The following is a 22,016-nucleotide window of genomic DNA, read 5'->3' as shown; positions in this document are numbered from 1 at the left end:
CTCACGCGACCGGCCCGCCCGCGCACCGCCCGACGAACCGCGCGGCCACCTCGGGGGCACCGGCCCAGTGCGTGTGCACGTAACTGGCGTGCACACCCCCCTGGACGAAGCCCTCCACCCGCCGCTCCGGCTGCCGCAGCCCCCACGCGGCCGACGCCCCGGCGCCCGGCTCGATGACCGTCCGGTGGAACTCGTGCCCCCGCATCCGCGCCCCGGCGGGCGCGAGCACGCTGTCGCTCACGGCGACGGCGTCCCGGTAGCCGAGCGTCAGGCGCGACGACATGCGCGCCTCCGCGTCGAGCACCCCGCACATGGGGGTGCCGTCGAGCGACCGCGCGAGATACAGCAGCCCGGCGCACTCGGCGGCGACGGGCGCCCCGGAGGCGGCGAGCGCGGCGACGGCCTTGCGCAGGGGCTCGTTGGCGGACAGCTCGCTCCCGTACATCTCGGGGAACCCGCCGCCTATGACGAGCCCGGACGTGCCCTCCGGCAGGGCCTCGTCCCTGAGCGGATCGAAGGTGACGACCTCGGCCCCGGCGGCGGTGAGCAGTTCGGCGTGCTCGGCATAGGAGAACGTGAAGGCGGCCCCACCGGCGACGGCGACCACCGGTCTGGGCATGCGTTCCGCCGGGGCGGAACGGGTGGGCACACCGGAGCCACAGGCGTGCAGCCGCTCCCCGACCTCGGCCACCCACGGCTCGGCGTGCAGTTCCGGCGCGCTGCGCGCCAGCGCGAGCAGCGCCTCCATGTCGCACCCGGCGAGAACCTGTTCCGCCTGCGCCGCGACGGCGGACACGGCCGCCGCCTGCCGCTCGGCCACCGGTACGAGCCCGAGGTGGCGCGAGGGGGTCGCGACGGCCGGAGCCCGCCGCAGCACCCCGAGCACCGGCACGCCGGACTCCCCGAGTGCCTCCCGCAGCAGGTGCTCGTGCCGGTCCGTCGCGACCTTGTTGAGGATCACGCCCCCGATCCGCACCTCCGGGTCCCACGAGGCGAACCCGTGCACGAGCGCCGCCACCGACCGCGACTGCGACGAGGCGTCGACGACGAGCACCACCGGCGCCTTGAGGAGCTTCGACACCTGCGCGGTGGAGGCCAGTTCACCCTGGTCGGCGGCTCCGTCGTACAGGCCCATCACCCCCTCGACCACGGCCAGGTCACAGCCGCGCGCCCCGTGCGCGAAGAGCGGCGCGACCAGCCCCGTCCCGCACATGTACGCGTCGAGGTTCCGGCCAGGCCGGCCGGTCGCCAGGGCGTGGTAGCCGGGGTCGATGTAGTCCGGTCCGACCTTGTGCGGGGAGACCGCCAGGCCACGGCCGGCGAACGCGGCCATCAGGCCGGTCGCGACCGTGGTCTTGCCCGCGCCCGACGACGGCGCGGCGATGACGAGACGTGCTACCACTCGATGCCCCGCTGGCCCTTCTGACCGGCGTCCATCGGGTGCTTGACCTTGGACATGTCGGTGACGAGGTCCGCGAAGTCGACGAGCTCCTGCGGCGCGTTGCGGCCGGTGATGACGACGTGCTGCTGTCCGGGACGGTCGCGCAGCACCTCCACGACCTCCTTGACGTCGATCCAGCCCCAGTGCAGGAGGTAGGCGAACTCGTCGAGGACGTAGAACTTGTACCGCTCGTCGGCGAGGTCCCGCTTGACCTGCTCCCAGCCCTCGCGGGCCTTCTCCTCGTGCGACTGCTCGCCCTCGGCGACCTCGCGCTGGATCCAGGACCAGCCCTCACCCATCTTGTTCCAGGTGACGGTGCCGCCCTTGCCGGTCTCGCCGAGCGCCTTGAGGGCGTTCTCCTCGCCGACCTTCCACTTGGCGGACTTGACGAACTGGAACACCCCGACGGGCCAGCCCTGGTTCCAGGCGCGCAGCGCCATGCCGAACGCGGCGGTCGACTTGCCCTTGCCGACGCCCGTGTGCACCATCACCAGCGCGCGGTTGCGGCGCTGGCGGGTGGTGAGACCGTCGTCGGGTACGACGGTCGGCTGTCCCTGCGGCATTAGGCGGCCCTCCTGGCAGTGGTGTTCCGGTTTCCCTGTACGTCCCTGACGAGGCCGGCGATCGAGTCGGCCCGCAGCTCGTCCAAGGTGACGGCGGTGCCGCCGAGTTCGCGGGCGAGTTCCCGTGCGAGCCCGAGCCGCACCGGTCCGGTCTCGCAGTCCACGACGACGGAGGCCGTGCCCTCGGCGGCGTGCAGCCGCGCCGCGCGTGCGGCGAGCGCCACCGGGTCGGCGCCGCCGCCGGTGGCCCGCCCGTCGGTCACGACGACGAGCAGCGGGCGCCGCGAGGGGTCCCTGAGCCGCTCGACCCGCAGGACGTCATGGGCCTTGAGGAGCCCGGCCGAGAGCGGGGTACGCCCTCCGGTCGGGAGCTTCTCCAGGCGCGCGGCGGCCGCGTCGACGGACGAGGTCGGCGGCAGCGCGACCTCGGCGTCCCGGCCGCGGAAGGTGATCAGACCGACCTTGTCGCGCCGCTGGTAGGCGTCGAGCAGCAGCGACAGGACGGCGCCCTTGACGGCGCTCATCCGCTGCCGGGCCGCCATCGAACCGGAGGCGTCCACGGCGAACAGGACCAGGTTCCCCTCCCGCCCCTCCCGGGTCGCCTGCCGCAGGTCGTCCCGCCGCACCACGAGCCCGGTGCCGGTCCGGCCGCGGGCCTTCTGGTGCGGGGCGGCGGCCTGCACGGTCGCGGCCAGGTGCAGCTTGGTCAGCGCCCCGCGCGGGCGTACGGACCCGGTCGTCCGGCCGTGTTCGGTACGGGCCCGGGAGCGGCGCCCGGCCGCTCCCTCGCCGAGACCGGGCACGCTCAGCACCTTCGTACGGAAGGGCTCGGCGGCCTTGACCGCGGCGCGCTCGCCGGCTCCCGGGTGGGAGCCCTGCGGGGCGGGCGCGGGTTCCGGGGTCTCCTCGGGGGCCGGGACGTCCTCGGGCGCGGGCCCCTCGCCCTGCGGCGGAATGCCCCCGCCGGGACCGCCGTCACCCGGTCCGCCGGGACCGTCGTCCCCGGGCCCGCCGTCGCCCGGGCCGTCCGGCTCCGGGTCCTCGTCGGGCTCCTCGCCCTTGAACCGCTCCAGGGTCTCGTCGAGCTTCTCCTCGTCGAGGCCGGGAGCGTCGAAGGGCGAGCGCCGCCGCCGGTGGGGGAGGGCGAGCAGCGCGGCCTGCCGCACGTCGTCGGAGGTGACGTCGGTGCGTCCCGCCCACGCGGCGAGCGCGCTCGCGGTGCGGGCCATGACGATGTCGGCGCGCATGCCGTCCACCTCGAAGGCGGCGCAGGTGGCGGCGATCTGGAGCAGGACGGCGTCCCCGAGCGCCACCCGCGGCAGCAGGTCGCGGGCGGCGGCGATCCGGCCGCGCAGCGCGGTCTCCTCGTCCGCCCAGCGCGCCGCGAACGCGGCCGGGTCGTCCTCGAAGGCGAGCCGCCGCCGGACGACCTCGACCCGCTGCTCGGGCTCGCGCGACGCGGCGACCTCCACCGTGAGCCCGAACCGGTCGAGCAACTGCGGCCGCAGCTCGCCCTCTTCGGGGTTCATGGTCCCGACGAGCAGGAAGCGGGCGGCGTGCCGTACGGAGACGCCCTCGCGCTCGACGTACGAGGAGCCCATGGCGGCGGCGTCCAGCAGGAGGTCGATGAGGTGGTCGTGGAGCAGGTTGACCTCGTCGACGTACAGGATGCCGCGGTGCGCGTCGGCGAGGAGGCCCGGTTCGAAGGCCTTCACGCCCTCGGCGAGCGCCCGCTCGATGTCGAGCGCGCCGACGAGCCGGTCCTCGGAGGCGCCGACGGGCAGTTCGACCATCCGCGCGGCCCGTTCGGCGCCGGGGCCGTCGTCGTGCGGTCCGTCGGGGCAGCCGGGGTCGGGCGCGCCCGGGTCACAGCTGAACCGGCAGCCCGGCACGACCGGCACGGCCGGCAGCAGATCGGCGAGCGCCCGGACGGCGGTGGACTTCGCGGTCCCCTTCTCCCCCCGCACGAGCACACCGCCCACGGCGGGGCTGACGGCGTTCAGCAGCAGCGCGAGCCGCAGATCGTCCATGCCGACGACGGCGGTGAACGGATACCGGATGCTCATCGGTCGGTCCTCTCCTCGAGTTCGATCGGCTGCCACGCACGGGACGGCCGTCCCGCGACGCACACGACGGCCGAGCCCGCACGGCCCCGGCCCCCGTTCACGGCGCACCTGGCGGCACGAACGGCAGCCCCGCCGGGGCGCCCTCCTCGATCAGCCGCAGCAGCGCGTCGGTGTCCGCGTGTTCCTCGATCAGGTCGCCGAGCCGGTCGAGCTGCTCCTCCCGCAGCGCGCCGAACGACGTGTCCGGAGCCGGCACGAACCGCCGCCCGGACGCCGCCGCGACCTCCCGCAGGAACGCCCGCCGGAACCCGTCGCTCTCCAGGGACCCGTGCCAGTGCGTGCCCCACACGGAGCCGACCCGGCACCCGTCGAGGAACGCCTCCCCACCGTCCACCGAGGCGACGCCGTGGTGGATCTCGTAGCCCTCCACGCGCTCCCCGAGGGCCTCGCCGACCGGCCGCGCCAGCGTCTTCTCGCGCGCGAACCGGACCCGTACGGGCAGCAGTCCGAGCCCGTCGACGGCGCCCGCCCGCGACTCGACCTCGTCCTCGATGTGCTCGCCGAGGACCTGGAAGCCGCCGCAGATGCCGAGCACCGGCCGCCCCGCGGCCGCGCGCCGGGCCAGCTCGTCGGCCAGGCCCCGCTCCCGCAGCCACGCCAGCGCCTTCACCGTGCCGCGCGTGCCGGGCACGACGACCAGGTCGGCGTCGACGAGCTCCTCGGGCCGGTCGACGAACCGGACGACCACGCCCGGCTCGGCCGCCAGCGCGTCGACGTCCGTGAAGTTGGACATCAGCGGTACGGCGCAGACGGCGACCCGCAGGACGTCCGCGCCGACCGGCGGCGCCACGACCGACTCGCGGACGGTGCCGCGCAGCGAGACCCGCAGCCCGTCCTCCTCGTCGATGCCGAGCCCGTGCGCGTACGGCAGGACGCCGAAGGTCCTGCGCCCGGTCAGCCCGTGGAGCATGTCCAGCCCCGGTTCGAGCAGGGTCACGTCACCCCGGAACTTGTTCACGAGGTACCCGGCGACGAGCGACTGGTCCTCGGGACCCAGCAGGGCCGTCGTGCCGAAGAACTGGGCGAAGACCCCGCCCCGGTCGATGTCCCCGACCACGACCACGGGCAGCCGCGCGGCCCGGGCGATGCCCATGTTCACGATGTCCGTGCGCCGCAGGTTGATCTCGGCCGGGCTGCCCGCGCCCTCGCAGATCACCGCGTCGTACGTGCTCCGCAGCTCCTCCAGGCAGGCGAGGACCGGCTCGAACAGCTCCTTCTGCCGCCCCCCGTGGTAGCCGCGCGCGGACAGTTCGCCGACCGGCTTGCCCATCAGGACGACCTGGCTGGAGCGGTCGCTGCCGGGCTTGAGCAGCACCGGGTTCATCAGCGCGGTCGGCTCGACGCGGGCGGCCTGCGCCTGCATGGCCTGGGCCCGCCCGATCTCGGCGCCCTCGCGGGTCACGAAGGAGTTGAGGGACATGTTCTGTCCCTTGAACGGCGCCACCTTCAGGCCCTTGCGGACCAGCCAGCGGCAGATGCCGGCCGTCACGACGCTCTTGCCGGCGTCGGACGTGGTCCCGGCGACGAGCAGCCCCCCACCCCTCATGCGTTCCTCCGCTTCAGCGCGCTCACGATCAGCCGGCCGCCCGCGCAGGCGGCCAGGGTCAGTCCGGTGACCCGGCGGGACAGCCGGACCGCCCGGTCGATGTCGGCGACCTCGACGGCACGCCCCTCCCCGTTGAGCACCGGCCGGTGCTCGACCCGCCCGCCGTACGAGAGGGTCCCGCCGAGCCGTACGCCGAGCGCGCCCGCGAAGGACGCCTCCACCGGACCGGCGTTGGGGCTCGGGTGCTTCGAGGCGTCCGCGCGCCAGGCCCGGACGGCGCCGCGCGGGTTCCCGCCGGCGACGGTCGCGAGCGCGGCCGTCAGCCGGGCGCCGGGCCAGCCGGCGAGGTCGTCGAGCCGGGCCGAGGCCCAGCCGAAGCGGCGGTACCGGGGCGACCTGTGGCCGACCATCGCGTCCAGGGTGTTGACGGCCCGGAAGCCGAGCAGCCCCGGTACGCCCGCGACCGCGCCCCAGAAGAGGGCGCCGACCACGGCGTCGGAGGTGTTCTCGGCGACCGATTCGACGACGGCGCGGGCCATCGCCGGTCCGTCGAGGGACTGCGGGTCGCGCCCGCACAGGTGCGGCAGCCGCTCCCGGGCCACGTCCAGGTCCCCGGCGGCGAGCGCCCCGCCGATCGCGCGGGCCTCCCGGCCCAGGGTCGTACCGCCGACGACGGCCCAGACGGAGGCGGCGGTCAGCGCGGCGGTGGCGGCCGGCCGGTTCCGTACGGCCCGTGCGGCGAGCGCGCCGAGGGCGGCGGTGGAGCCGGCGCAGACGGCGGTGTGCAGGGCGCCCCAGCCGCGGTGGTCGTGGTGGAGGCGCTGTTCGACCGCGGCGGCCGCCCGGCCGAACGCGGCGACGGGATGTCCGCGGCGGGGGTCTCCGACGAGCAGGTCGACGGCGAGACCGGCGGCCGCTCCGTACGCGAATCCGTCCGGGAAAAGGCGGCTGGGTCTGCTGCGGCCGGGCATGGCGCATGTCCTCACTCAGGGTCCGCGCCCTGGATCGACGTGACCGGCGGCGAGAGTTCCTGGCTCCCGGACCCTTCGGATCCGGTCACAGTGGCGGGACCGCGCCGGATTCGCACCGGACTTCCTCTACTGCCGCCGTATTGGCCTCGGCAGTCCACCACGCCCCGAGAACAGCCGTCAACTCACCCTTGACCTGCACCGCGTCACTGTGCGAAGCACCACAGACACGACGGACGGGCGGTCCGCACCCGAGGGTGCGGACCGCCCGTCCGATGGATGTACCGCGCGACCGTCAGACGACGATCAGGTAGATGCCGTACGCCACGGCCGCGAGGCACAGGGCGAAGCAGGCGTAGGCGCCGGTGCGGGCCAGGGTGGCGGAGCCTCCCTGGGCGGCGGCCTGCTCCTGCTTGGAGAGGCCGATGATGCCGAGGGTGAAGAGGCCCACCAGCGCGACGGTCGCCACGAGGCTGACTCCGAAGACGGAGCCGAGGGCTGCCCAGTCGATCTTCATGTCGTTCGTTCCTTACACCGCTGCGGCGGGGGCCTGGGGAGCGGCCGGATCGGTGGGAGCCGGCGCGGGGATGGTGGTCTTGAGGTCCTCGTCCGCGACGGCGGCGACGGAACCGGCCGGCGGCGGCGGGGTGACGGCCGCGATGGCGGTGGTCACCACGCCCGCGGGCTCGGCGTCGAGGTCGTCGGCGGTGACGTTGTTGTGGTCGACCGGCTTGCGGCGGGACAGCGACCAGATGACGGCCGAGCCGCCGACCAGCAGGACCGCGACGGCGGCGATGCCCCAGGGGCCCTGCTTGGTGAGGAACTCGGCACCGGCGCCGACCAGACCGGCGGCGGGCAGGGTCAGACCCCAGGCGACGAACATCCGGGTGGCGGTCGACCAGCGGACGACACCGCCCTTGCGGCCGAGACCGGCGCCCATCACGGCACCCGAGCAGGACTGGGTGGTGGAGAGGGAGAAGCCGAGGTGCGAGGAGGCCAGGATGACCGTCGCGGCGCTGGTCTGGGCGGCGAAGCCCTGCTGCGGCCGGAGGTCGGTGAGGCCCTTGCCCATGGTGCGGATGATGCGCCAGCCACCGAGGTAGGTGCCGAGGGCGATCGCGACGCCGGCGGAGACGATGACCCAGAGGGGAGGGTTGGAGCCGGGGGCGACGACGCCCTGGGTGACCAGCGCCAGGGTGATGATGCCCATCGTCTTCTGGGCGTCGTTGGTGCCGTGGGCGAGGGAGACGAGACCGGCGGAGGCGATCTGGCCGACCCGGTAGCCCTTGGCGGTGTGCTTCTCGTCGGTCTTCGCACCGATCTTGTACGTCAGCCTGGTGGCCAGCATCGCGGCGAGACCGGCGACGACCGGCGCGGCGATCGCGGGGATGAGGACCTTGGTGACGATGGTCGGGCCGTTGACCGCGGACCAGCCGGCCGACATGACCGCGGCGCCGATGAGGCCGCCGAAGAGGGCGTGGGAGGAGCTGGACGGCAGACCCAGGAGCCAGGTCAGCAGGTTCCAGAGGATGGCGCCCACGAGCGCCGCGAAGATCACTTCTGTGCGAATGCCCTCTTCGTTGATGATCCCGCCGGAGATCGTCTTGGCGACCTCCACGGACAGGAACGCGCCGACGAGGTTCAGCACGGCGGACATGGCCACCGCCGTCTTCGGCTTGAGTGCACCGGTCGAGATGGTCGTGGCCATCGCGTTGGCGGTGTCGTGGAAACCGTTCGTGAAATCGAACACGAGAGCTGTCACGACCACAATGGCGAGCAGCAGCGTGATGTGTTCCATTTACCCAGGCAATCGTTTGACGTCAGTGGCTGGTCGAACGTAAGCAACCTGAGTGAACGGAAGGTGAACTGGGTCGGGCGTTGTGGTGTCCCGATCCGGTGTCGAGGGATTCCGTTTACGGTTCCGGCCCACGAGCTGTCCACGATGCGGTCGCCCCGCAACCCCGGGTAATCCGGGCCTTCACCGGACACTTGCGACCTGCCCCGGTTCCTCCCGCGGACACCCGTTCCGCTCCCTGGACCGCGCCACCCGACCGGGCGACCCGCCGGAGGAGACCCATGTCACTCCCCGGAGTGGCGGTACGGGCCCGCGTCACCCAGCGCAGTGGCCGAAAGCAGTCCCTCTCCCGCCCCGGCCGGGTCCGTCCGGTGGCAGGTCCTCCCCACCCTGCCGACACTGGGAGCGTGCGCCCGGCTACAGCGACGGCAGCGGCCGTCACCACCCTGCTCGGTGTCGGCGCGGTCGCGGTCGCGGCCGGCCGGTACGCCAGCGACGTCGCCCTCAAGGCGCCGTCCGGACGTCCCCTGCCCGGGGACCCACGCCTCACCGTGCACACCGTCGGCCCCGAGCGCATCACCCTCACCCGCAGCCTGGCCTCGCTGCGCCCCGGCACCTACGGCCTCGAAGGCCCCGGCCTGCACGCCGTGGTCGGCCCCGTCCTCGACCGGGTCCCGCACACCGCCGACACCGTCGTCCGGCGACTCGAACGGGTCGAGCTGGGCGCGCTCGGCCCCGGCGCCCGTGTCCGGTTCACCCCCCAGCTGCACCGCGGCACACCGCTCGGCGCCCTGGGGCTCGCCCACGAGGACGTCGAGATCCCCGGCGAACTCGGCCCCCTCCCGGCCTGGCTCGTGCCCGGCCCCCGGCCGACCTGGGTGATCGCCCTGCACGGCCTCGGCACCACGCGCGAGCACCCGCTGAACGTCGTCCCCTTCTACGCCCGCCGCAAGATCCCCGTCCTCGTCCCCACCTACCGCGGCGACGACGGGGCACCCGCCACGGCGGACGGCCTCGCCCGGCTCGGCGACTCCGAGTGGCGCGACGTCGACGCCGCCATCCGCTACGCCGTCCGCAGGGGCGCGGCCGGCGTCGTCCTGCACGGCTGGGGGACCGGGGCCTCCATGGCCCTGCGCGCCGCCGCCGAGTCAGGGGTGCGCGACCGGATCTCCGGCCTCGTCCTCGACTCCCCGGTCCTGGACTGGGAGGCCACCCTCCGCAACCTCGCCGCGGCCCGCCACGTCCCGGCACCGCTCCTCCCGCTCGCCGTCCGCGCCGCCCAGGGCAGGACCGGTCCGCACGCCGACCTGCTCCGGGCCGCCTCCGCGCCCGACGCCCTGCGCGTCCCGGTCCTCCTCCTGCACGGCCCCGACGACACCATCGCCCCCTGGGAACCCTCCCTGGAACTCGCCGCCCGCCGCCCCGATCTGGTCTCGTCCCAGACCGTCCGGAACGCCCCGCACGCGGCCATGTGGAACGCGGACCCCGTCCGCTACGAGGAGTTCCTGCGCCGCTTCCTCACCCCGCTCCTCTAGGGGGTGTCCTGTCGATCCGGTAGAGCGCCCGTTCGATCCGGCCATGTTCCACCGGACGCCCCACCGGACCCCGCGCGCCCGCCCCACGCCCCCCGCCCGCGCCCGCCCGCGCCCCATCTCCGGGCCCGTTCCGGCGGGCCGGTCGATTCCGATTGGGCTTTCGGGCCGTCAGCGGGAAGACTGCCCCCGTGACGTCTCGAAAGCCCGATGAACCATTGGCGCGCAACTCCAGACTCCGACTCGTCCGCCCACGGGCGCTGGCCACCGCCCGACGGGCCGTGACGACCCGGCGCACCCGGCCGGCGCCGAGGCCGCCCGAGGGCACTCCGCCCCGCGCGGAACTCGCCCGCCAGGCCCGGCTCGTCCTCGCCGACGCCGTACGGATCGCCCGCTGGGCCGCCGTCGAGCGCGGTGCCGACGCGGCCCCCCGCCCCGGCTCCGGGCCCGTCACCGCCCGGGAACGGGCCGCGGCCGCGCTGAACCTGACGCCCGGCCAGGTCCGGGCCGGCTGGGACCGCGCCCGGCTCGCCGGGCTCGTCGAGCTCCACGGCGACACCGCCCGCCCCGGCTGGCGGCTGCACGCCTGGGACCGCGACGACTCCGCCGTGCTGCGCGGCTGGGTCGCCCTCTTCGACGCCTGGTCCCTGGTGCACCCGGCTTCCGAGGGCGTCGAGCCGAGCGCCGTCGCCGAGGTCGTCGAGGCCGTCCCCCAGGTGCTCTCGCTCCTCCAGCTCTCCCAGGGCCCGGTCCTGGTCCCCGCCCTCCTCGACCTGCTCGGCCAGCGCGTCGAGGAGCTCCGCGAGGAGCGCTGCGAGGTCCCGGCGGCCGGCCCGGCCCCCGAGGCCGCCGCCACCACCGGCGCGGTCGACGGCACCGACGGGCTCCCGGCCCTCCTCGACTGGGCGCTCGAAGGCCTCGCGGCCGTCGGCGCGCTCACCCTCGACGCCGGCGCGGAGGGGCGTCACGCCACCCTGACCCCGCTCGGCAACTGGGCGGTCTGGGTCAAGCTGGAGCAGATCTGCGTCGCCGCGCAGAGCCCCGCGGGCAACATCGAGCAGTCCGCCGAGGACATGCTCCGGGGCTGCGCCCGGCTCACCCCCGGCCCGGCCCGCGCCGAGTACCGCGCCTGGCTCGCGGCCCGCACGCTCTCCAGCGCCGTGAGCGAACTCCTCGCCGTCGCCCGGGGCGAGGACGCCCTGCTGCGCGGCCTGGCCTTCGAGGCGCTCCGGGTCGTCGGGGCCCCCGCGGAGGCCGAGGTGCGCGCCACCGTCTCCGAGCCCTCCCTGCGCCCGTACGCCCTGCTCTGGCTGGCCGAGTACGAGGGCGCCGACCCCGACGACGCCCAGGAGGTCCTCACCCGCGAGGAGTCGACCTGGCTGTGGGTGGACACGGCGGCGGCCGTCGCCGACCACGGCGAGAGCGAACTCCTCGTCCGGCACCTCGACTCCGCCGTGCAGGGCACCGTCCCGGCCCTGCTCGACGAGATCCGGGCGGTCGGTCACCCCCGTACGGTCCAGGTCCTGGTCGCCCTCGCCGCCGCCCACCCGGACCCGGCCCTGGCCAAGGCGGTCCGCCGGGCCGCCTTCCAGGTCCACACCGGGGGAGCGTGACGCGCCGGGGGAGCGCGACGGCGTCCGTGCCGGGCGCGCGCCCCCGCCCGGCGCCCGGCTACTCCGCGGCGCCGGGGACGTACGTCCCGAAGCTCCAGATGTTGCCCTCGGCGTCCCGGGCCATGTAGTCCCGGGAGCCGTACTCCTGGTCCGTGGGCGGCATCACGATCTCGACGCCGTGGGCGACCGCCCGCGCGTGGTGCTCGTCGACGTCGGCGACGTGCACGAAGACCCCCACCGGGCCCGCGTCCGTCATCAGCTTGTCGAACTCGCTCCCGGTGCCCTTGCTGCCCAGCATCACCATGCCGTTCCCGTACGACAGCTCGGCGTGCGCGATCCGCCCGTCCTCCGCCTCGTACACGGCGGTCGCGGCGAAGCCGAAGCCCTCCGTGAGGAGGGTGATCGCCGCCTTCGCGTCCTCGTACGTCAGCGTCGGACAGATGTGGGGGGCCTCAGCCATCCCGATCACTTCCCTTCGATGCAGCCGCATGTGACCTGGGTCTCAGTCTGGCAGTCGGGACCGACAACTCAGCGGAAGGTGTCGCACCGGGCCATGTCACCGGTCCGGTACCCCTCGTGGAACCACCGCTGCCGCTGGGCCGCCGAGCCGTGCGTCCAGCTCTCCGGAGTGACCCGGCCCTGGAACCTCTCCTGGATCCGGTCGTCGCCCACCGCGGCCGCCGCGTCCAGGCCGTCCCGGATGTCCGCCTCCGTGAGCGTGGTCAGCAGCGGTCGGCCCGTCCGGTCGTCGGGTGTGGTCGTGGCGTGCCGGGCCCACACGCCCGCGTAGCAGTCGGCCTGGAGCTCGACCCGCACGGCGCCGGAGCCCGCGCCGGTCCGCCCGTCCTGGGCGCGGCTCAGGGTCCCCATGAGGTTCTGGACGTGGTGCCCGTACTCGTGCGCCACCACGTACGCCTGCGCGAACGGCCCGCCGCCGGCTCCGAACGTGGTCCGCAGTTCCTCGAAGAAGCCCAGGTCCAGATAGACCTGCCGGTCACCCGGGCAGTAGAAGGGCCCCACGGCCGAGGTCGCGGTGCCGCATGCGGTCCCGACCTGCCGGCTGAACATCACGGTGGCGGCGCTCCCGTAGGTGCCGCCGCGGCGCGCGTACTCGGTCCGCCAGAAGTCCTGGACGCTGTTGACGACGGCGACGATCCGGCAGTCCTCGCGCGTGTTGGCGTCCGAGCCCTTCCGGCAGGCCTGGTTCACCTGCGCCGCGGAGGAGGAGCGCGCGGCGGGCTCCTCGCCGCCCGAGGAGAGTCCCAGCTGATCGGGCCCCACCCCGAAGAGCACGCCCAGGACCAGCGCGATGAGGCCGACGAGTCCGCCGCCGACGGTCGCCCTGCCACCCGGGACGCGGCTGCCGCGGACGTCCCGTACCTCCGAGGTGTCCAGATCGGCGTCGTCGTCGAACTGCACGGTCCACCACCCTCCGCGTCACCGCCGCGGCAGTGGCCGCCGCCCTGCGCCGAGTATCGAACCATCCCTCCGCGTTCGCCCCTTTTGCTGAGCATCGGAAGGAATGTGAGAAAAGTCCGATCTGGCCTTCAGGGACCGCGTGGCCGAAAAGCAGTTGCAGGGGCCCGTTAGACTGGCCGTATGGCCATTCTCCCCGTGCACTAGCGGCGTCGAAGCCCTCCACCCGTCGTCCTTCCGCCGTTTCCCACCGCCCTGGAGTCTGTCCGTGATCACCGCTTCCGGCATCGAGCTGCGCGCCGGCGCCCGTGTCCTCATCGAGTCCGCATCCTTCCGCGTCGCCAAGGGCGACCGCATCGGCCTCGTCGGTCGCAACGGAGCGGGCAAGACCACCCTCACCAAGTGCCTCGCGGGCGAAGGCGTCCCCGCCGGCGGCTCCATCGCGCGCTCCGGCGAGGTCGGCTACCTCCCGCAGGACCCGCGCACCGGCGACCTCGACGTCCTGGCCCGCGACCGCATCCTCTCCGCCCGCGGCCTCGACGTCCTCCTCAAGAAGATGCGGATGAACGAGGAGCGCATCGCCACCGGCTCCGGCGGCACCCGCGACAAGGCGATGAAGCAGTACGAGCGCCAGGAGACCGAGTTCCTGACCAAGGGCGGGTACGCGGCCGAGGCCGAGGCCTCCACCATCGCCGCCGCCCTCGGCCTCCCCGACCGGGTCCTCGGCCAGCCGCTGCACACCCTCTCCGGAGGTCAGCGCCGCCGGGTCGAGCTCGCCCGCATCCTCTTCTCGGACGCCGACACGCTCCTCCTCGACGAGCCGACGAACCACCTCGACGCCGACTCCATCGTCTGGCTGCGCGACTACCTGAAGACCTACCGCGGCGGCTTCATCGTGATCTCCCACGACGTCGACCTCGTCGAGACCGTGGTCAACAAGGTCTTCTACCTGGACGCCAACCGCTCCACGATCGACGTCTACAACATGGGCTGGAAGCTCTACCAGCAGCAGCGCGAGGCCGACGAGAAGCGCCGCAAGCGCGAGCGCCAGAACGCCGAGAAGAAGGCCGCCGCCCTCAACTCGCAGGCCGACAAGATGCGCGCCAAGGCCACCAAGACGGTCGCCGCGCAGAACATGGCCAAGCGCGCCGAGCGGCTGCTCTCCGGTCTGGAGGCGGTGCGCGCCTCCGACAAGGTCGCCAAGCTCCGCTTCCCGGACCCGGCGCCCTGCGGCAAGACGCCCCTGACGGCCGAGGGGCTCTCCAAGTCCTACGGCTCGCTCGAGATCTTCACCGATGTGGACCTCGCCATCGACAAGGGATCCCGCGTCGTCATCCTCGGCCTCAACGGCGCGGGCAAGACGACGCTGCTCCGGCTGCTCGCCGGCGCCGAGAAGCCCGACACGGGCGAGGTGACCCCGGGCCACGGCCTCAAGCTCGGCTACTACGCCCAGGAGCACGAGACCCTCGACCCCGAGCGCAGCGTCCTGGAGAACATGCGCTCGGCCGCGCCCGACCTGGACCTCGTGCAGGTCCGCAAGACGCTCGGCTCCTTCCTCTTCTCGGGCGACGACGTCGACAAGCCGGCCGGGGTCCTCTCCGGTGGCGAGAAGACCCGGCTCGCCCTGGCGACCCTGGTCGTCTCCTCGGCGAACGTGCTGCTCCTGGACGAGCCGACCAACAACCTGGACCCGGCGAGCCGCGAGGAGATCCTCGGGGCCCTGCGCACCTACAAGGGCGCCGTCGTCCTCGTCACCCACGACGAGGGCGCGGTCGACGCGCTGGAGCCGGAGCGGATCATCCTGCTCCCCGACGGCGTCGAGGACCTGTGGGGCCCGGACTACGCGGACCTCGTGGCGCTCGCCTGACCCGGAGAACGCCCGGGTGATCATTCCGGGCTGGATCATTCGGCTCATGCGTGATCCTTCATCTGAGTGAGGGCGTCTCGTACCTCCCGGCGCGGTGCTCTGCCGAATCCTTCCGGCAGACCCGCGCCGTACCCGTGTTCCCGGCGCGTCGCTGACCTGGCACTTCCCGCGCCGAGCGCCGTGGAGCCGCCTTTCCGGCACACCGGAATCAGAGGTTCCGGTCGTGACGGCGCCGCACCTGTTCCCGAACCCGGCGGCATGGACCTTGTCGAATGGGTGGCCAGGACGGACGGGAGGGGTGATCATGAGAAGTCCAGAGCGCACTTCCCATGAGGAGGCACGGGTGGCCGAGACTCTGAAGAAGGGCAGCCGGGTGACCGGCGCCGCGCGCGACAAGCTCGCGGCAGACCTGAAGAAGAAGTACGACTCCGGTGCGAGCATCCGGGCGCTGGCCGAGGAAACGGGCCGCTCCTACGGATTCGTCCACCGGATGCTCAGCGAGTCCGGAGTCACGCTGCGCGGACGCGGCGGAGCGACCCGGGGCAAGAAGACAGCCTCGGCCTGACATCGGGGCGGCTCGACCGGCCACCGGGACTCTCGGTGGCCACCCGGTCGGTCCCGCGACGGGCCAGGTGGTTACTGTGCAGTCACTTAGCATCGGATGCAGTGCTGCACCGGAACCGGAGGCGCCCCATGACTACGCTCGAAGACTCTGAGCTCGTATTCGACAAGGACGGTGTACGGCTCACCGTCGAGGACGCCGTTGCCACGGTGACCCTGACCAATCCGGCGAAGCGCAACGCTCAGTCTCCCGCTCTGTGGCGGGCGTTGACGGAAGCCGGACGGTCGTTGCCCGGCAGCGTGCGGGTCGTCGTCCTGCGCGGCGAGGGCAAGTCCTTCTCCGCCGGTCTCGACCGGCAGGCGTTCACGCCCGAGGGCTTCGACGGAGAGCCGTCCTTCATCGATCTCGCGCGCGGTTCCGACGAGGACCTCGACGCGGAGATCGCCGAGTACCAGGAGGCGTTCACCTGGTGGCGCCGTGGCGACCTCGTGTCGATCGCGGCCGTCCAGGGGCACGCCATCGGCGCGGGCTTCCAGCTCGCCCTCGCGTGCGACCTGCGGGTCGTCGCCGAGGACGTGCAGTTCGCCATGCGCGAGACCAGCCTGGGCCTCGTCCCGGACCTGACCGGGACGCACCCGCTCGTCTCGCTCGTCGGCTACGCCCGCGCGCTCGAGATCTGCGCCACCGGCCGCTTCGTCCACGCGGACGAGGCCGAGCGCATCGGTCTCGCCAACCTGTCCGTGCCCGCCGACGAGCTCGACGCGGCGGTACGTGACCTCGCCGCCGCCCTGGTCGCGGCGCCGCGTGACGCGGTCATCGAGACCAAGGGGCTGCTCCAGGGCGCCGTCGGCCGCTCGTACGAGGAGCAGCGCGTCGCCGAGCGCGCCGCCCAGGCCCGCCGCCTGCGCGACCTCGCGGGCCTCGGCGACTGACGCCTGCCCGCGAGACACCTCCTAGCGCAGTTCCGACACCACGACCGTGACCGCCGCCGCCTCCGGGACGGCGGCGGTCACCGCCGTGCGTACGGCACGGGTCACGTCCAGGGGACGGTGGCCGGCCGTCACGGCCAGTTCGACCCGTACCCCGTCGGCGTCCCGGCGCACCGGCGGGCCGACCGTGTCCGTCATCGCCGCGACGCCCGCCACGCCGAGCGCCGCGAGGGCCACCGGGTCGTCCGTCGCCGGGGAGGTCGCGCCCGGCGGGGGAGCGGCCGGGCCCGCCTCCGGCGGCGCCGCGTCGAGGAGATCCGTCACCCGCAGGTCCACGGCCGCCGTCACCAGCCCGAGTTCGTCCTCGGCCGCCGTGAGCAGAGCCGCCCGGAGCGCCTCGGTGAGTGCGGGCAGCGGGTGCCCGGCCACCGCGCCGAACGAGGCCGAGACCCGCAGGGCCGCCTCCTCCCCGGACTCCGCCTCCCGGTCCGGGCGGATCCGCAGGGCGCCCGGCACCACACCCCGTACGGCCGAAGCGGCCCGGCCCAATACCTCCCGCGCCGCTCGCTCCGTGATCCATGCCCCGTCCGCCGCCGTCCCGAGCGGCAACAGCCTGCCCGGGGCGAGGCGGTCCCGTACCGCTGCGGCCCAACCGTCGTTCGTCGTCATTACCCCAGCCTGCCGTATCCCTGGGGCGAGACCGGGTAACCGCCCTTAGTGTGGGCGAAGAACCCCGAATTAACCCAGAAGGGGCGAAACGTAATGACGGACACCAGTAACTTCGGCGCCGGCTCCGGTGACGAATCGCGCCGCACCTCGGTCACCAAGCGCGGCGGCGGCGACCCGGCCTCCCGGGGCCGCACCACCATCGCCGACGGAGTCGTCGAGAAGATCGCCGGCCTCGCCGCCCGGGACGTCGACGGCGTCCACGCCATGGGCAGCGGGCTCTCCCGCACCTTCGGCGCGGTCCGGGACCGGGTACCCGGCACCGGCGGCGGCAAGTCGAACGCCACCCGAGGGGTGAAGGCCGAGGTCGGCGAGGTACAGACCGCCCTCGACCTGGAGATCGTGGTCGTCTACGGCGTCTCCATCGCGGACGTCGCCGGTGACGTCCGGGAGAACGTCATCACGGCCGTCGAGCGCATGACGGGCCTCGAGGTCGTGGAGGTCAACATCGCGGTCAGCGACGTGAAGCTGCCCGACGACGAGGAGGAGGAGTCGGAGCAGCGGCTCCAGTAGCCGCTGACGGCTGGGCACAGGGGGCCGGAAGTTCCTCAGGAAGGGGTCAGGAATGACTATGGCTGTGGTCGGCCTGTTGGCCGGCATGGCGCTCGGCTTCGCCGGATACTTCGGCGGCTTCGGAGCGTTCGTGCTGGTCGCGGCCTTGGGATTGGTCGGTTTCGTGGCGGGCCGCTTCCTCGACGGCGACCTCGAACCCGGCGACCTGTTCCGGAGTCGCGAACGCGGCGACCGGCGGCGGTGACGGATGGCAGCGGAATCGGCCCCGGACCCCGTTCGGGGCCGGGGAGCGACCAACATCGCCGACCGGGTCGTCGCGAAGATCGCCGCCCAGGCGGCCGGAGAAGCCCTTGAAGCCGTCCCCGAGGGCGGCTCACGCCCGCACGCCTCGGTCGTCGTCCACCGGGACGTCGCACGGGTCTCCGTGAGCCTCGAACTCGACTATCCCTCGGACGTCGGCCGCCGGTGCGGCGCCGTCCGGGGCCGGGTACGCGCGCGGGTGGAGGAGCTCGTCGGCATGGAGGTCCACGAGGTCACCGTCCACGTCGAGCGCCTCCACTCCCCGCTGACCCGGCAGGCCACGCGGAGGGACAGGCTGTCATGACGACCGCAACGGATCCGAACCCCGCGCCCGCCCCGGACCCGGGGCGCGACGACGTCCCCGTCCTGGCCGACGCCCCCGCCTCCCCGGTCCGGCGCTTCTGGGCCGTACGCCGGATCCCGGCCGCCCTGGTCGCGGCCCTGGTCCTCGCCGGAGCGGGACTGCTCCTGTACGACGTGGCGTCCGTGCGTGCCGACCGCTCCGCGATGGCCTGGCGGCGCGAACTCGCCGACGGCCTCGCGACCCGGCCGCTCGACGACACCTTCGTCATCGGCGGAGCCGTCCTGGCGGTCCTCCTCGGCCTCTGGCTCCTGGTCCTGGCGCTGACCCCGGGCCTGCGCCAGATCCTCCCGATGCGCCGCGCCCACGCCGACGTACGGGCCGGGCTCGACCGGGAGGCCGCCGGCCTCGCCCTGCGCGACCGCGCCATGGAGGTCTCCGGGGTGCAGTCCGCCAAGGTGCGCGTGGGCCGATCCAAGGTGGCCGTCAAGGCCGTCTCGCACTTCCGGGCGCTCGACGAGGTCCGCGCCGACCTGGAGACGGCCCTCGCCACCGGCGTCGACGAACTGGCCCTCGCCCACCCGCCCGCACTGAACGTACGGGTGGCCCGGCCGCCCAGGAAGGGGTGAGCGCGGTGACGGTCGTCCTCCGGCGCGTCAACCGCGTCCTGCTCGCCCTCGTCGGGCTGCTCCTCGTCCTCGTCGGCGGGGGAGTCCTCGCCGCCGCCCTCGACCTGGCCGTACCGACCTGGTGGCCCTGGTCGGGCCCCGCGGACGTCCTGCTCACCGCCGCCGACCGGCAGCGCTGGCGGGACGAGGGCTGGTGGTGGCCGGTGGTCATCGCCGTGCTCGCGCTGATCGTCCTGCTCGCCCTGTGGTGGCTGCTCGCCCAGTTCCGGCGGGCCCGCCTCGCCGAGGTCGCCGTCGACAGCGGCGACGGCGAGGAGGCCGTCCTGCGCGGCCGGGCCCTGGAAGGCGTCATCGAGGCGGACGCGGCCGCTCAGGAAGGCGTGGCTCGGGCCCGGATCGCCCTCACCGGACGCCGGCACACTCCACGCGCCCGGGTCGCGCTCCTCCTGGAGCCGTACGCCTCCCCGGGGGACGCCCTGGACACCCTCGGGTCCCGGGCCCTCGCCCACGCCCGGACGTCCACCGGCCTGTCCGCCCTGCCCACCGAGGCCCGCCTGCGTGCGGTGAAGCACCGGGCCAAGCGGGTGACCTGACGGCGGACCGGGACACGGGCCCTCAGAATCCGCTGCGGGCCCCGCCGTCCACCGGGAGCATCAGCCCCGTCAGGTAGGAGGCGGCCGGGGACAGTACGAAGGCCGCCGTCCGCCCGAACTCCTCCGGGGTGCCGTAGCGGCGCAGCGGGATGGTGGCTTCGTTGGCCGCGCGGGCCGCGTCCGCGTCGCCGGAGAGCGCGTCCAGGGACCGCACCCGGTCCGTGTCGATCCGGCTGGGCAGCAGTCCGACGACCCGCACCCCGCGCGGACCGAGGTCGTTGGCGAGGGACTTCGCGAAGCCGGCCAGGCCCGGGCGCAGCCCGTTGGAGATGGTCAGTCCGGCGATCGGCTCGTGGACCGAGGCGGACAGGACGAAGCCGATGACCCCGCCCTCGCCGAGGGTCTCGGCGGCGGCCCTGGCCAGCCGCACGGCCCCGAGGAAGACGGTGTCGAAGGCCGTCGCCCACTGTTCGTCGGTGTTGTCCGCCGCGAAGCCGGGGGCGGGACCGCCCACGCTGATCAGGATGCCGTCGAAGCCGCCGAAGCGGGCCCGCGCCTCGGCGATGAGCCGCGTCGGCGTCTCGGGGTCGGTGTTGTCGGCGGCGATCCCGGCCGCGCCCGGCCCCAGCTCGGCCGCCGCCTCGGCGACGGTCTTCTCGTCGCGCCCGGTGACCAGCACCTTGGCGCCCTCGGCGAGCAGCGCCTCGGCGGAGGCCCGCCCGAGCCCCCGCGTCGCCCCGGTCACCACGTACACGCGGTCCTTCAGTCCAAGATCCATGGACCTATCCTGCCGGGTCCTGATCCTCCCGGGCCAGCGCGAGTGCCGTGCCCACGAGGCCGATGTGGCTGAAGGCCTGGGGGAAGTTGCCCAGCTGGCGTCCCGTCACCGGGTCGTACTCCTCCGCGAGGAGGCCGACGTCGTTGCACAGGGTCACGAGGCGCTCGAAGAGCTCGCGGGCCTCGTCCTTCCTGCCGGTCAGCAGGAGCGCGTCCGCCAGCCAGAACGAGCAGACCAGGAAGGTGCCCTCGTGGCCCGGCAGGCCGTCGATCGCCCCTGATTCGGTGCTGTACCGGCGCAGGAAGCCCTCGTGCATCAGCTCCGCCTGGACCGCCTCGACCGTTCCCACCACCCGGGGGTCGTCCGGCGGCAGGAAGCCGACCTGCGGGATGAGGAGGGTCGCCGCGTCCAGTTCCAGCGAGCCGTACGACTGGGTGAAGGTGTTCCGGACGGGGTCGTAGGACCTGGCGCACACCTGCGCGTGGATGTCGTCCCGCATCGCCCGCCACCGGGCCACGTCCCCCGGCAGCGAGGGGTCCGCCTCCAGGGTGCGCACCGCCCGGTCGGCGGCCACCCAGGCCATCACCTTCGAGTGGGTGAAGTGGCGGCGCGGCCCGCGTACCTCCCACAGGCCCTCGTCGGGCTCGCGCCAGGTCGACTCCAGGAAGCCGAGCAGGCTCAGCTGGAGGTTCCAGGCGTGCCGCTCCGCCGGGATCCCGGCCTTGCCCGCCCGGTAGAGCGAGTCCATGACCTCGCCGTACACGTCGAGCTGGAACTGGTCCACCGCCGCGTTCCCGGTGCGGACCGGCGCCGAGTCGGCGTACCCCCGCAGCCACGGCAGGGTGGTCTCGGGGAGCCGGCGCTCCCCGGCGGGCCCGTACATGATCTGCAGGTCGGCCGGGTTGCCCGCGACCGAGCGGAGGAGCCAGTCCCGCCAGGCGGCGGCCTCCTCGACGTAGCCGGCGGAGAGCAGCGCGCCGAGGGTGAGGGAGGAGTCGCGCAGCCAGCAGGCCCGGTAGTCCCAGTTCCGTACGCCGCCGACCTCCTCCGGCAGGGAGGTGGTCGGGGCGGCCACGATGCCGCCGGTCGGGCCGTAGGTCAGCGCCTTCAGGGTGATCAGGGAGCGCAGGACCGCCTCCCGGTGCGGCCCCTGGTAGGTGCAGAGCGCCGTCCACTCCCGCCAGTCCGTGAGGGACTGCTCCAGCGCCTCGTACGGGTCGACGAGCGCGGGCCGCGGCTCGTGCGAGGGGTGCCAGGTCATGACGAAGGCCACCTTCTCGCCGGCGGCGACGGTGAAGGAGGAACAGGTGGAGAACTGCTGGCCCCAGGTCTTCACGGGCGGCTCGCTGCGCAGCCAGACCGAGTCGGGCCCGGCGACCGCGACGCGGTGGCCGTCGGTGCGGCGCATCCAGGGCACGACCGAGCCGTAGTCGAACCGGAGCCGCAGGACGGAGCTCATCTCGACGCTGCCGCTGACGCCCTCCACGATCCGCATCAGGTCGGGGGCCCTGTCCCGCTGGGGCATGAAGTCGACGACCTTCACGGTGCCGGTACGGGTCTCCCAGTAGGTCTCCAGGACGAGGGAGTCCTCGGCGTACCGGCGCGTGGCGCAGGTCGTGGCGCCCTTGGGGGCGATCCGCCAGTGGCCGTTGTCCTCGTCGCCGAGGATCGCGGCGAAGCAGGCGGCCGAGTCGAAGCGGGGCAGACACAGCCAGTCGACCGATCCGTCGCGGCCGACGAGCGCGGCCGTCTGGAGATCACCGATGAGGGCGTAGTCGTCGATACGTTGCGTCACGCTCTGCCCTGTTCCCGCAAGCG

The 22,016-nt window shown here is 73.9% G+C and carries 22 protein-coding genes and 1 riboswitch; of the genes, 10 read left to right on the top strand and 12 right to left on the bottom strand.

Annotation, left to right across the window (positions count from 1 at the left end; genetic code table 11):
• Position 1: 1 nt before the first annotated feature.
• From AMK29_RS00320 to AMK29_RS00290, 7 genes are all read right to left on the bottom strand, one after another.
• Positions 2-1,402 (bottom strand): cobyrinate a,c-diamide synthase, encoded by a 1,401-nt coding sequence (locus AMK29_RS00320; RefSeq protein WP_073806565.1) that lies wholly within the window; start codon positions 1,400-1,402, stop codon positions 2-4.
• On the bottom strand, positions 1,396-2,004 hold the full coding sequence (cobO, locus tag AMK29_RS00315) for a cob(I)yrinic acid a,c-diamide adenosyltransferase (protein ID WP_073806564.1): 609 nt from the start codon (positions 2,002-2,004) through the stop codon (positions 1,396-1,398). The genes AMK29_RS00320 and cobO overlap by 7 nt, the downstream gene beginning before the upstream one ends.
• A complete protein-coding gene (locus tag AMK29_RS00310; RefSeq protein WP_073806563.1) occupies positions 2,004-4,070 on the bottom strand; it encodes a putative cobaltochelatase in 2,067 nt (688 codons plus the stop codon). Before AMK29_RS00310 ends, cobO begins: the two co-directional genes overlap by 1 nt.
• A 97-nt stretch (positions 4,071-4,167) precedes the next feature.
• Positions 4,168-5,676, bottom strand: a complete 1,509-nt coding sequence (locus tag AMK29_RS00305) for a cobyric acid synthase (protein WP_073806562.1) — start codon at positions 5,674-5,676, stop codon at positions 4,168-4,170.
• A complete protein-coding gene (locus AMK29_RS00300; RefSeq protein ID WP_073806561.1) occupies positions 5,673-6,647 on the bottom strand; it encodes a cobalamin biosynthesis protein in 975 nt (324 codons plus the stop codon). The genes AMK29_RS00305 and AMK29_RS00300 overlap by 4 nt, the downstream gene beginning before the upstream one ends.
• A 31-nt stretch (positions 6,648-6,678) precedes the next feature.
• Positions 6,679-6,821, bottom strand: a riboswitch (cobalamin riboswitch).
• A gap of 118 nt (positions 6,822-6,939) precedes the next feature.
• Positions 6,940-7,161, bottom strand: coding sequence for a hypothetical protein (locus AMK29_RS00295; protein WP_073806560.1), 222 nt, complete (start codon positions 7,159-7,161; stop codon positions 6,940-6,942).
• 12 nt (positions 7,162-7,173) lie between these two features.
• Positions 7,174-8,442, bottom strand: a complete 1,269-nt coding sequence (locus AMK29_RS00290) for an inorganic phosphate transporter (protein WP_073806559.1) — start codon at positions 8,440-8,442, stop codon at positions 7,174-7,176.
• Between the two features lie 404 nt (positions 8,443-8,846).
• On the opposite strand from AMK29_RS00290, the gene AMK29_RS00285 reads away from it, so the two are divergent.
• Positions 8,847-9,974 carry an alpha/beta hydrolase gene (locus AMK29_RS00285; RefSeq protein WP_073806558.1) on the top strand — a complete coding sequence of 376 codons (1,128 nt, stop codon included), beginning with the start codon at positions 8,847-8,849 and terminating at the stop codon, positions 9,972-9,974.
• A 188-nt stretch (positions 9,975-10,162) separates the two neighbouring features.
• Positions 10,163-11,584 (top strand): hypothetical protein, encoded by a 1,422-nt coding sequence (locus AMK29_RS00280; RefSeq protein ID WP_079196705.1) that lies wholly within the window; start codon positions 10,163-10,165, stop codon positions 11,582-11,584.
• 58 nt (positions 11,585-11,642) lie between these two features.
• On the opposite strand, the gene AMK29_RS00275 is transcribed toward AMK29_RS00280, so the two are convergent.
• Both AMK29_RS00275 and ypfJ read right to left on the bottom strand, forming a co-directional pair.
• Positions 11,643-12,044 carry a VOC family protein gene (locus AMK29_RS00275; protein WP_073806557.1) on the bottom strand — a complete coding sequence of 134 codons (402 nt, stop codon included), beginning with the start codon at positions 12,042-12,044 and terminating at the stop codon, positions 11,643-11,645.
• A gap of 68 nt (positions 12,045-12,112) precedes the next feature.
• Positions 12,113-13,003, bottom strand: coding sequence for a KPN_02809 family neutral zinc metallopeptidase (gene ypfJ, locus AMK29_RS00270; RefSeq protein WP_073806556.1), 891 nt, complete (start codon positions 13,001-13,003; stop codon positions 12,113-12,115).
• A 265-nt stretch (positions 13,004-13,268) separates the two neighbouring features.
• Here ypfJ and AMK29_RS00265 point away from each other — a divergent pair, with 265 nt between their 5' ends.
• The 3 genes from AMK29_RS00265 to AMK29_RS00255 all read left to right on the top strand — a co-directional run bounded on the left by AMK29_RS00265 (position 13,269) and on the right by AMK29_RS00255 (position 16,361).
• Positions 13,269-14,867, top strand: a complete 1,599-nt coding sequence (locus tag AMK29_RS00265) for an ABC-F family ATP-binding cassette domain-containing protein (protein WP_073806555.1) — start codon at positions 13,269-13,271, stop codon at positions 14,865-14,867.
• A 343-nt stretch (positions 14,868-15,210) separates the two neighbouring features.
• Positions 15,211-15,432 (top strand): helix-turn-helix domain-containing protein, encoded by a 222-nt coding sequence (locus AMK29_RS00260; protein WP_005477683.1) that lies wholly within the window; start codon positions 15,211-15,213, stop codon positions 15,430-15,432.
• Positions 15,433-15,560: 128 nt separating this feature from the next.
• Entirely contained in the window at positions 15,561-16,361 is an 801-nt protein-coding gene (locus AMK29_RS00255; protein WP_073806554.1) for an enoyl-CoA hydratase/isomerase family protein, read from the top strand.
• A 21-nt stretch (positions 16,362-16,382) separates the two neighbouring features.
• On the opposite strand, the gene AMK29_RS00250 is transcribed toward AMK29_RS00255, so the two are convergent.
• The gene (locus AMK29_RS00250) at positions 16,383-17,027 is read right to left on the bottom strand and encodes a hypothetical protein (protein WP_073806553.1); all 645 of its coding nucleotides are present in this window, start codon (positions 17,025-17,027) and stop codon (positions 16,383-16,385) included.
• 93 nt (positions 17,028-17,120) lie between these two features.
• Between AMK29_RS00250 and AMK29_RS00245 the strand changes: the two genes are divergently transcribed.
• The 5 genes from AMK29_RS00245 to amaP are packed head-to-tail and all read left to right on the top strand — an operon-like array spanning position 17,121 to position 19,420.
• On the top strand, positions 17,121-17,597 hold the full coding sequence (locus AMK29_RS00245; protein WP_073806552.1) for an Asp23/Gls24 family envelope stress response protein: 477 nt from the start codon (positions 17,121-17,123) through the stop codon (positions 17,595-17,597).
• A gap of 52 nt (positions 17,598-17,649) precedes the next feature.
• The gene (locus AMK29_RS00240; protein ID WP_073806551.1) at positions 17,650-17,841 is read left to right on the top strand and encodes a hypothetical protein; all 192 of its coding nucleotides are present in this window, start codon (positions 17,650-17,652) and stop codon (positions 17,839-17,841) included.
• A gap of 3 nt (positions 17,842-17,844) precedes the next feature.
• Positions 17,845-18,201 (top strand): Asp23/Gls24 family envelope stress response protein, encoded by a 357-nt coding sequence (locus AMK29_RS00235; RefSeq protein ID WP_073806550.1) that lies wholly within the window; start codon positions 17,845-17,847, stop codon positions 18,199-18,201.
• Positions 18,198-18,827: a DUF6286 domain-containing protein gene (locus AMK29_RS00230; protein WP_073806549.1), complete on the top strand. Its 630-nt coding sequence runs from the start codon at positions 18,198-18,200 to the stop codon at positions 18,825-18,827. Before AMK29_RS00235 ends, AMK29_RS00230 begins: the two co-directional genes overlap by 4 nt.
• Positions 18,828-18,832: 5 nt before the next feature.
• Positions 18,833-19,420, top strand: coding sequence for an alkaline shock response membrane anchor protein AmaP (gene amaP, locus AMK29_RS00225; RefSeq protein WP_073808093.1), 588 nt, complete (start codon positions 18,833-18,835; stop codon positions 19,418-19,420).
• 22 nt (positions 19,421-19,442) lie between these two features.
• Here the strand turns inward: amaP and AMK29_RS00220 are convergent, their stop codons facing one another.
• Positions 19,443-20,198, bottom strand: coding sequence for an SDR family oxidoreductase (locus AMK29_RS00220; RefSeq protein ID WP_073806548.1), 756 nt, complete (start codon positions 20,196-20,198; stop codon positions 19,443-19,445).
• 4 nt (positions 20,199-20,202) lie between these two features.
• Complete coding sequence (locus tag AMK29_RS00215; protein WP_073806547.1) at positions 20,203-21,993, bottom strand: glycoside hydrolase family 15 protein; 1,791 nt, start codon at positions 21,991-21,993, stop codon at positions 20,203-20,205.
• Between the last annotated feature and the right edge of the window lie 23 nt (positions 21,994-22,016).

It is taken from the genome of Streptomyces sp. CB02261, assembly GCF_001905665.1.
Taxonomy (GTDB): domain Bacteria; phylum Actinomycetota; class Actinomycetes; order Streptomycetales; family Streptomycetaceae; genus Streptomyces.
Note: the sequence above shows the minus strand (reverse complement) of the source record. Positions and strands in the feature narration are given on the sequence as shown.

What these genes read in the sequence shown, in the direction of transcription:
- AMK29_RS00305 (WP_073806562.1), bottom strand. Translation starts at nt 5,676, where the DNA reads ATGAGGGGTGGGGGGCTGCTCGTCGCCGGGACCACGTCCGACGCCGGC.
- AMK29_RS00235 (WP_073806550.1), top strand. Translation starts at nt 17,845, where the DNA reads ATGGCAGCGGAATCGGCCCCGGACCCCGTTCGGGGCCGGGGAGCGACC.
- AMK29_RS00220 (WP_073806548.1), bottom strand. Translation starts at nt 20,198, where the DNA reads ATGGATCTTGGACTGAAGGACCGCGTGTACGTGGTGACCGGGGCGACG.
- AMK29_RS00290 (WP_073806559.1), bottom strand. Translation starts at nt 8,442, where the DNA reads ATGGAACACATCACGCTGCTGCTCGCCATTGTGGTCGTGACAGCTCTC.
- AMK29_RS00300 (WP_073806561.1), bottom strand. Translation starts at nt 6,647, where the DNA reads ATGCCCGGCCGCAGCAGACCCAGCCGCCTTTTCCCGGACGGATTCGCG.
- AMK29_RS00295 (WP_073806560.1), bottom strand. Translation starts at nt 7,161, where the DNA reads ATGAAGATCGACTGGGCAGCCCTCGGCTCCGTCTTCGGAGTCAGCCTC.
- AMK29_RS00255 (WP_073806554.1), top strand. Translation starts at nt 15,561, where the DNA reads ATGACTACGCTCGAAGACTCTGAGCTCGTATTCGACAAGGACGGTGTA.
- AMK29_RS00245 (WP_073806552.1), top strand. Translation starts at nt 17,121, where the DNA reads ATGACGGACACCAGTAACTTCGGCGCCGGCTCCGGTGACGAATCGCGC.
- AMK29_RS00250 (WP_073806553.1), bottom strand. Translation starts at nt 17,027, where the DNA reads ATGACGACGAACGACGGTTGGGCCGCAGCGGTACGGGACCGCCTCGCC.
- AMK29_RS00240 (WP_073806551.1), top strand. Translation starts at nt 17,650, where the DNA reads ATGACTATGGCTGTGGTCGGCCTGTTGGCCGGCATGGCGCTCGGCTTC.
- AMK29_RS00275 (WP_073806557.1), bottom strand. Translation starts at nt 12,044, where the DNA reads ATGGCTGAGGCCCCCCACATCTGTCCGACGCTGACGTACGAGGACGCG.
- AMK29_RS00230 (WP_073806549.1), top strand. Translation starts at nt 18,198, where the DNA reads ATGACGACCGCAACGGATCCGAACCCCGCGCCCGCCCCGGACCCGGGG.
- cobO (WP_073806564.1), bottom strand. Translation starts at nt 2,004, where the DNA reads ATGCCGCAGGGACAGCCGACCGTCGTACCCGACGACGGTCTCACCACC.
- AMK29_RS00310 (WP_073806563.1), bottom strand. Translation starts at nt 4,070, where the DNA reads ATGAGCATCCGGTATCCGTTCACCGCCGTCGTCGGCATGGACGATCTG.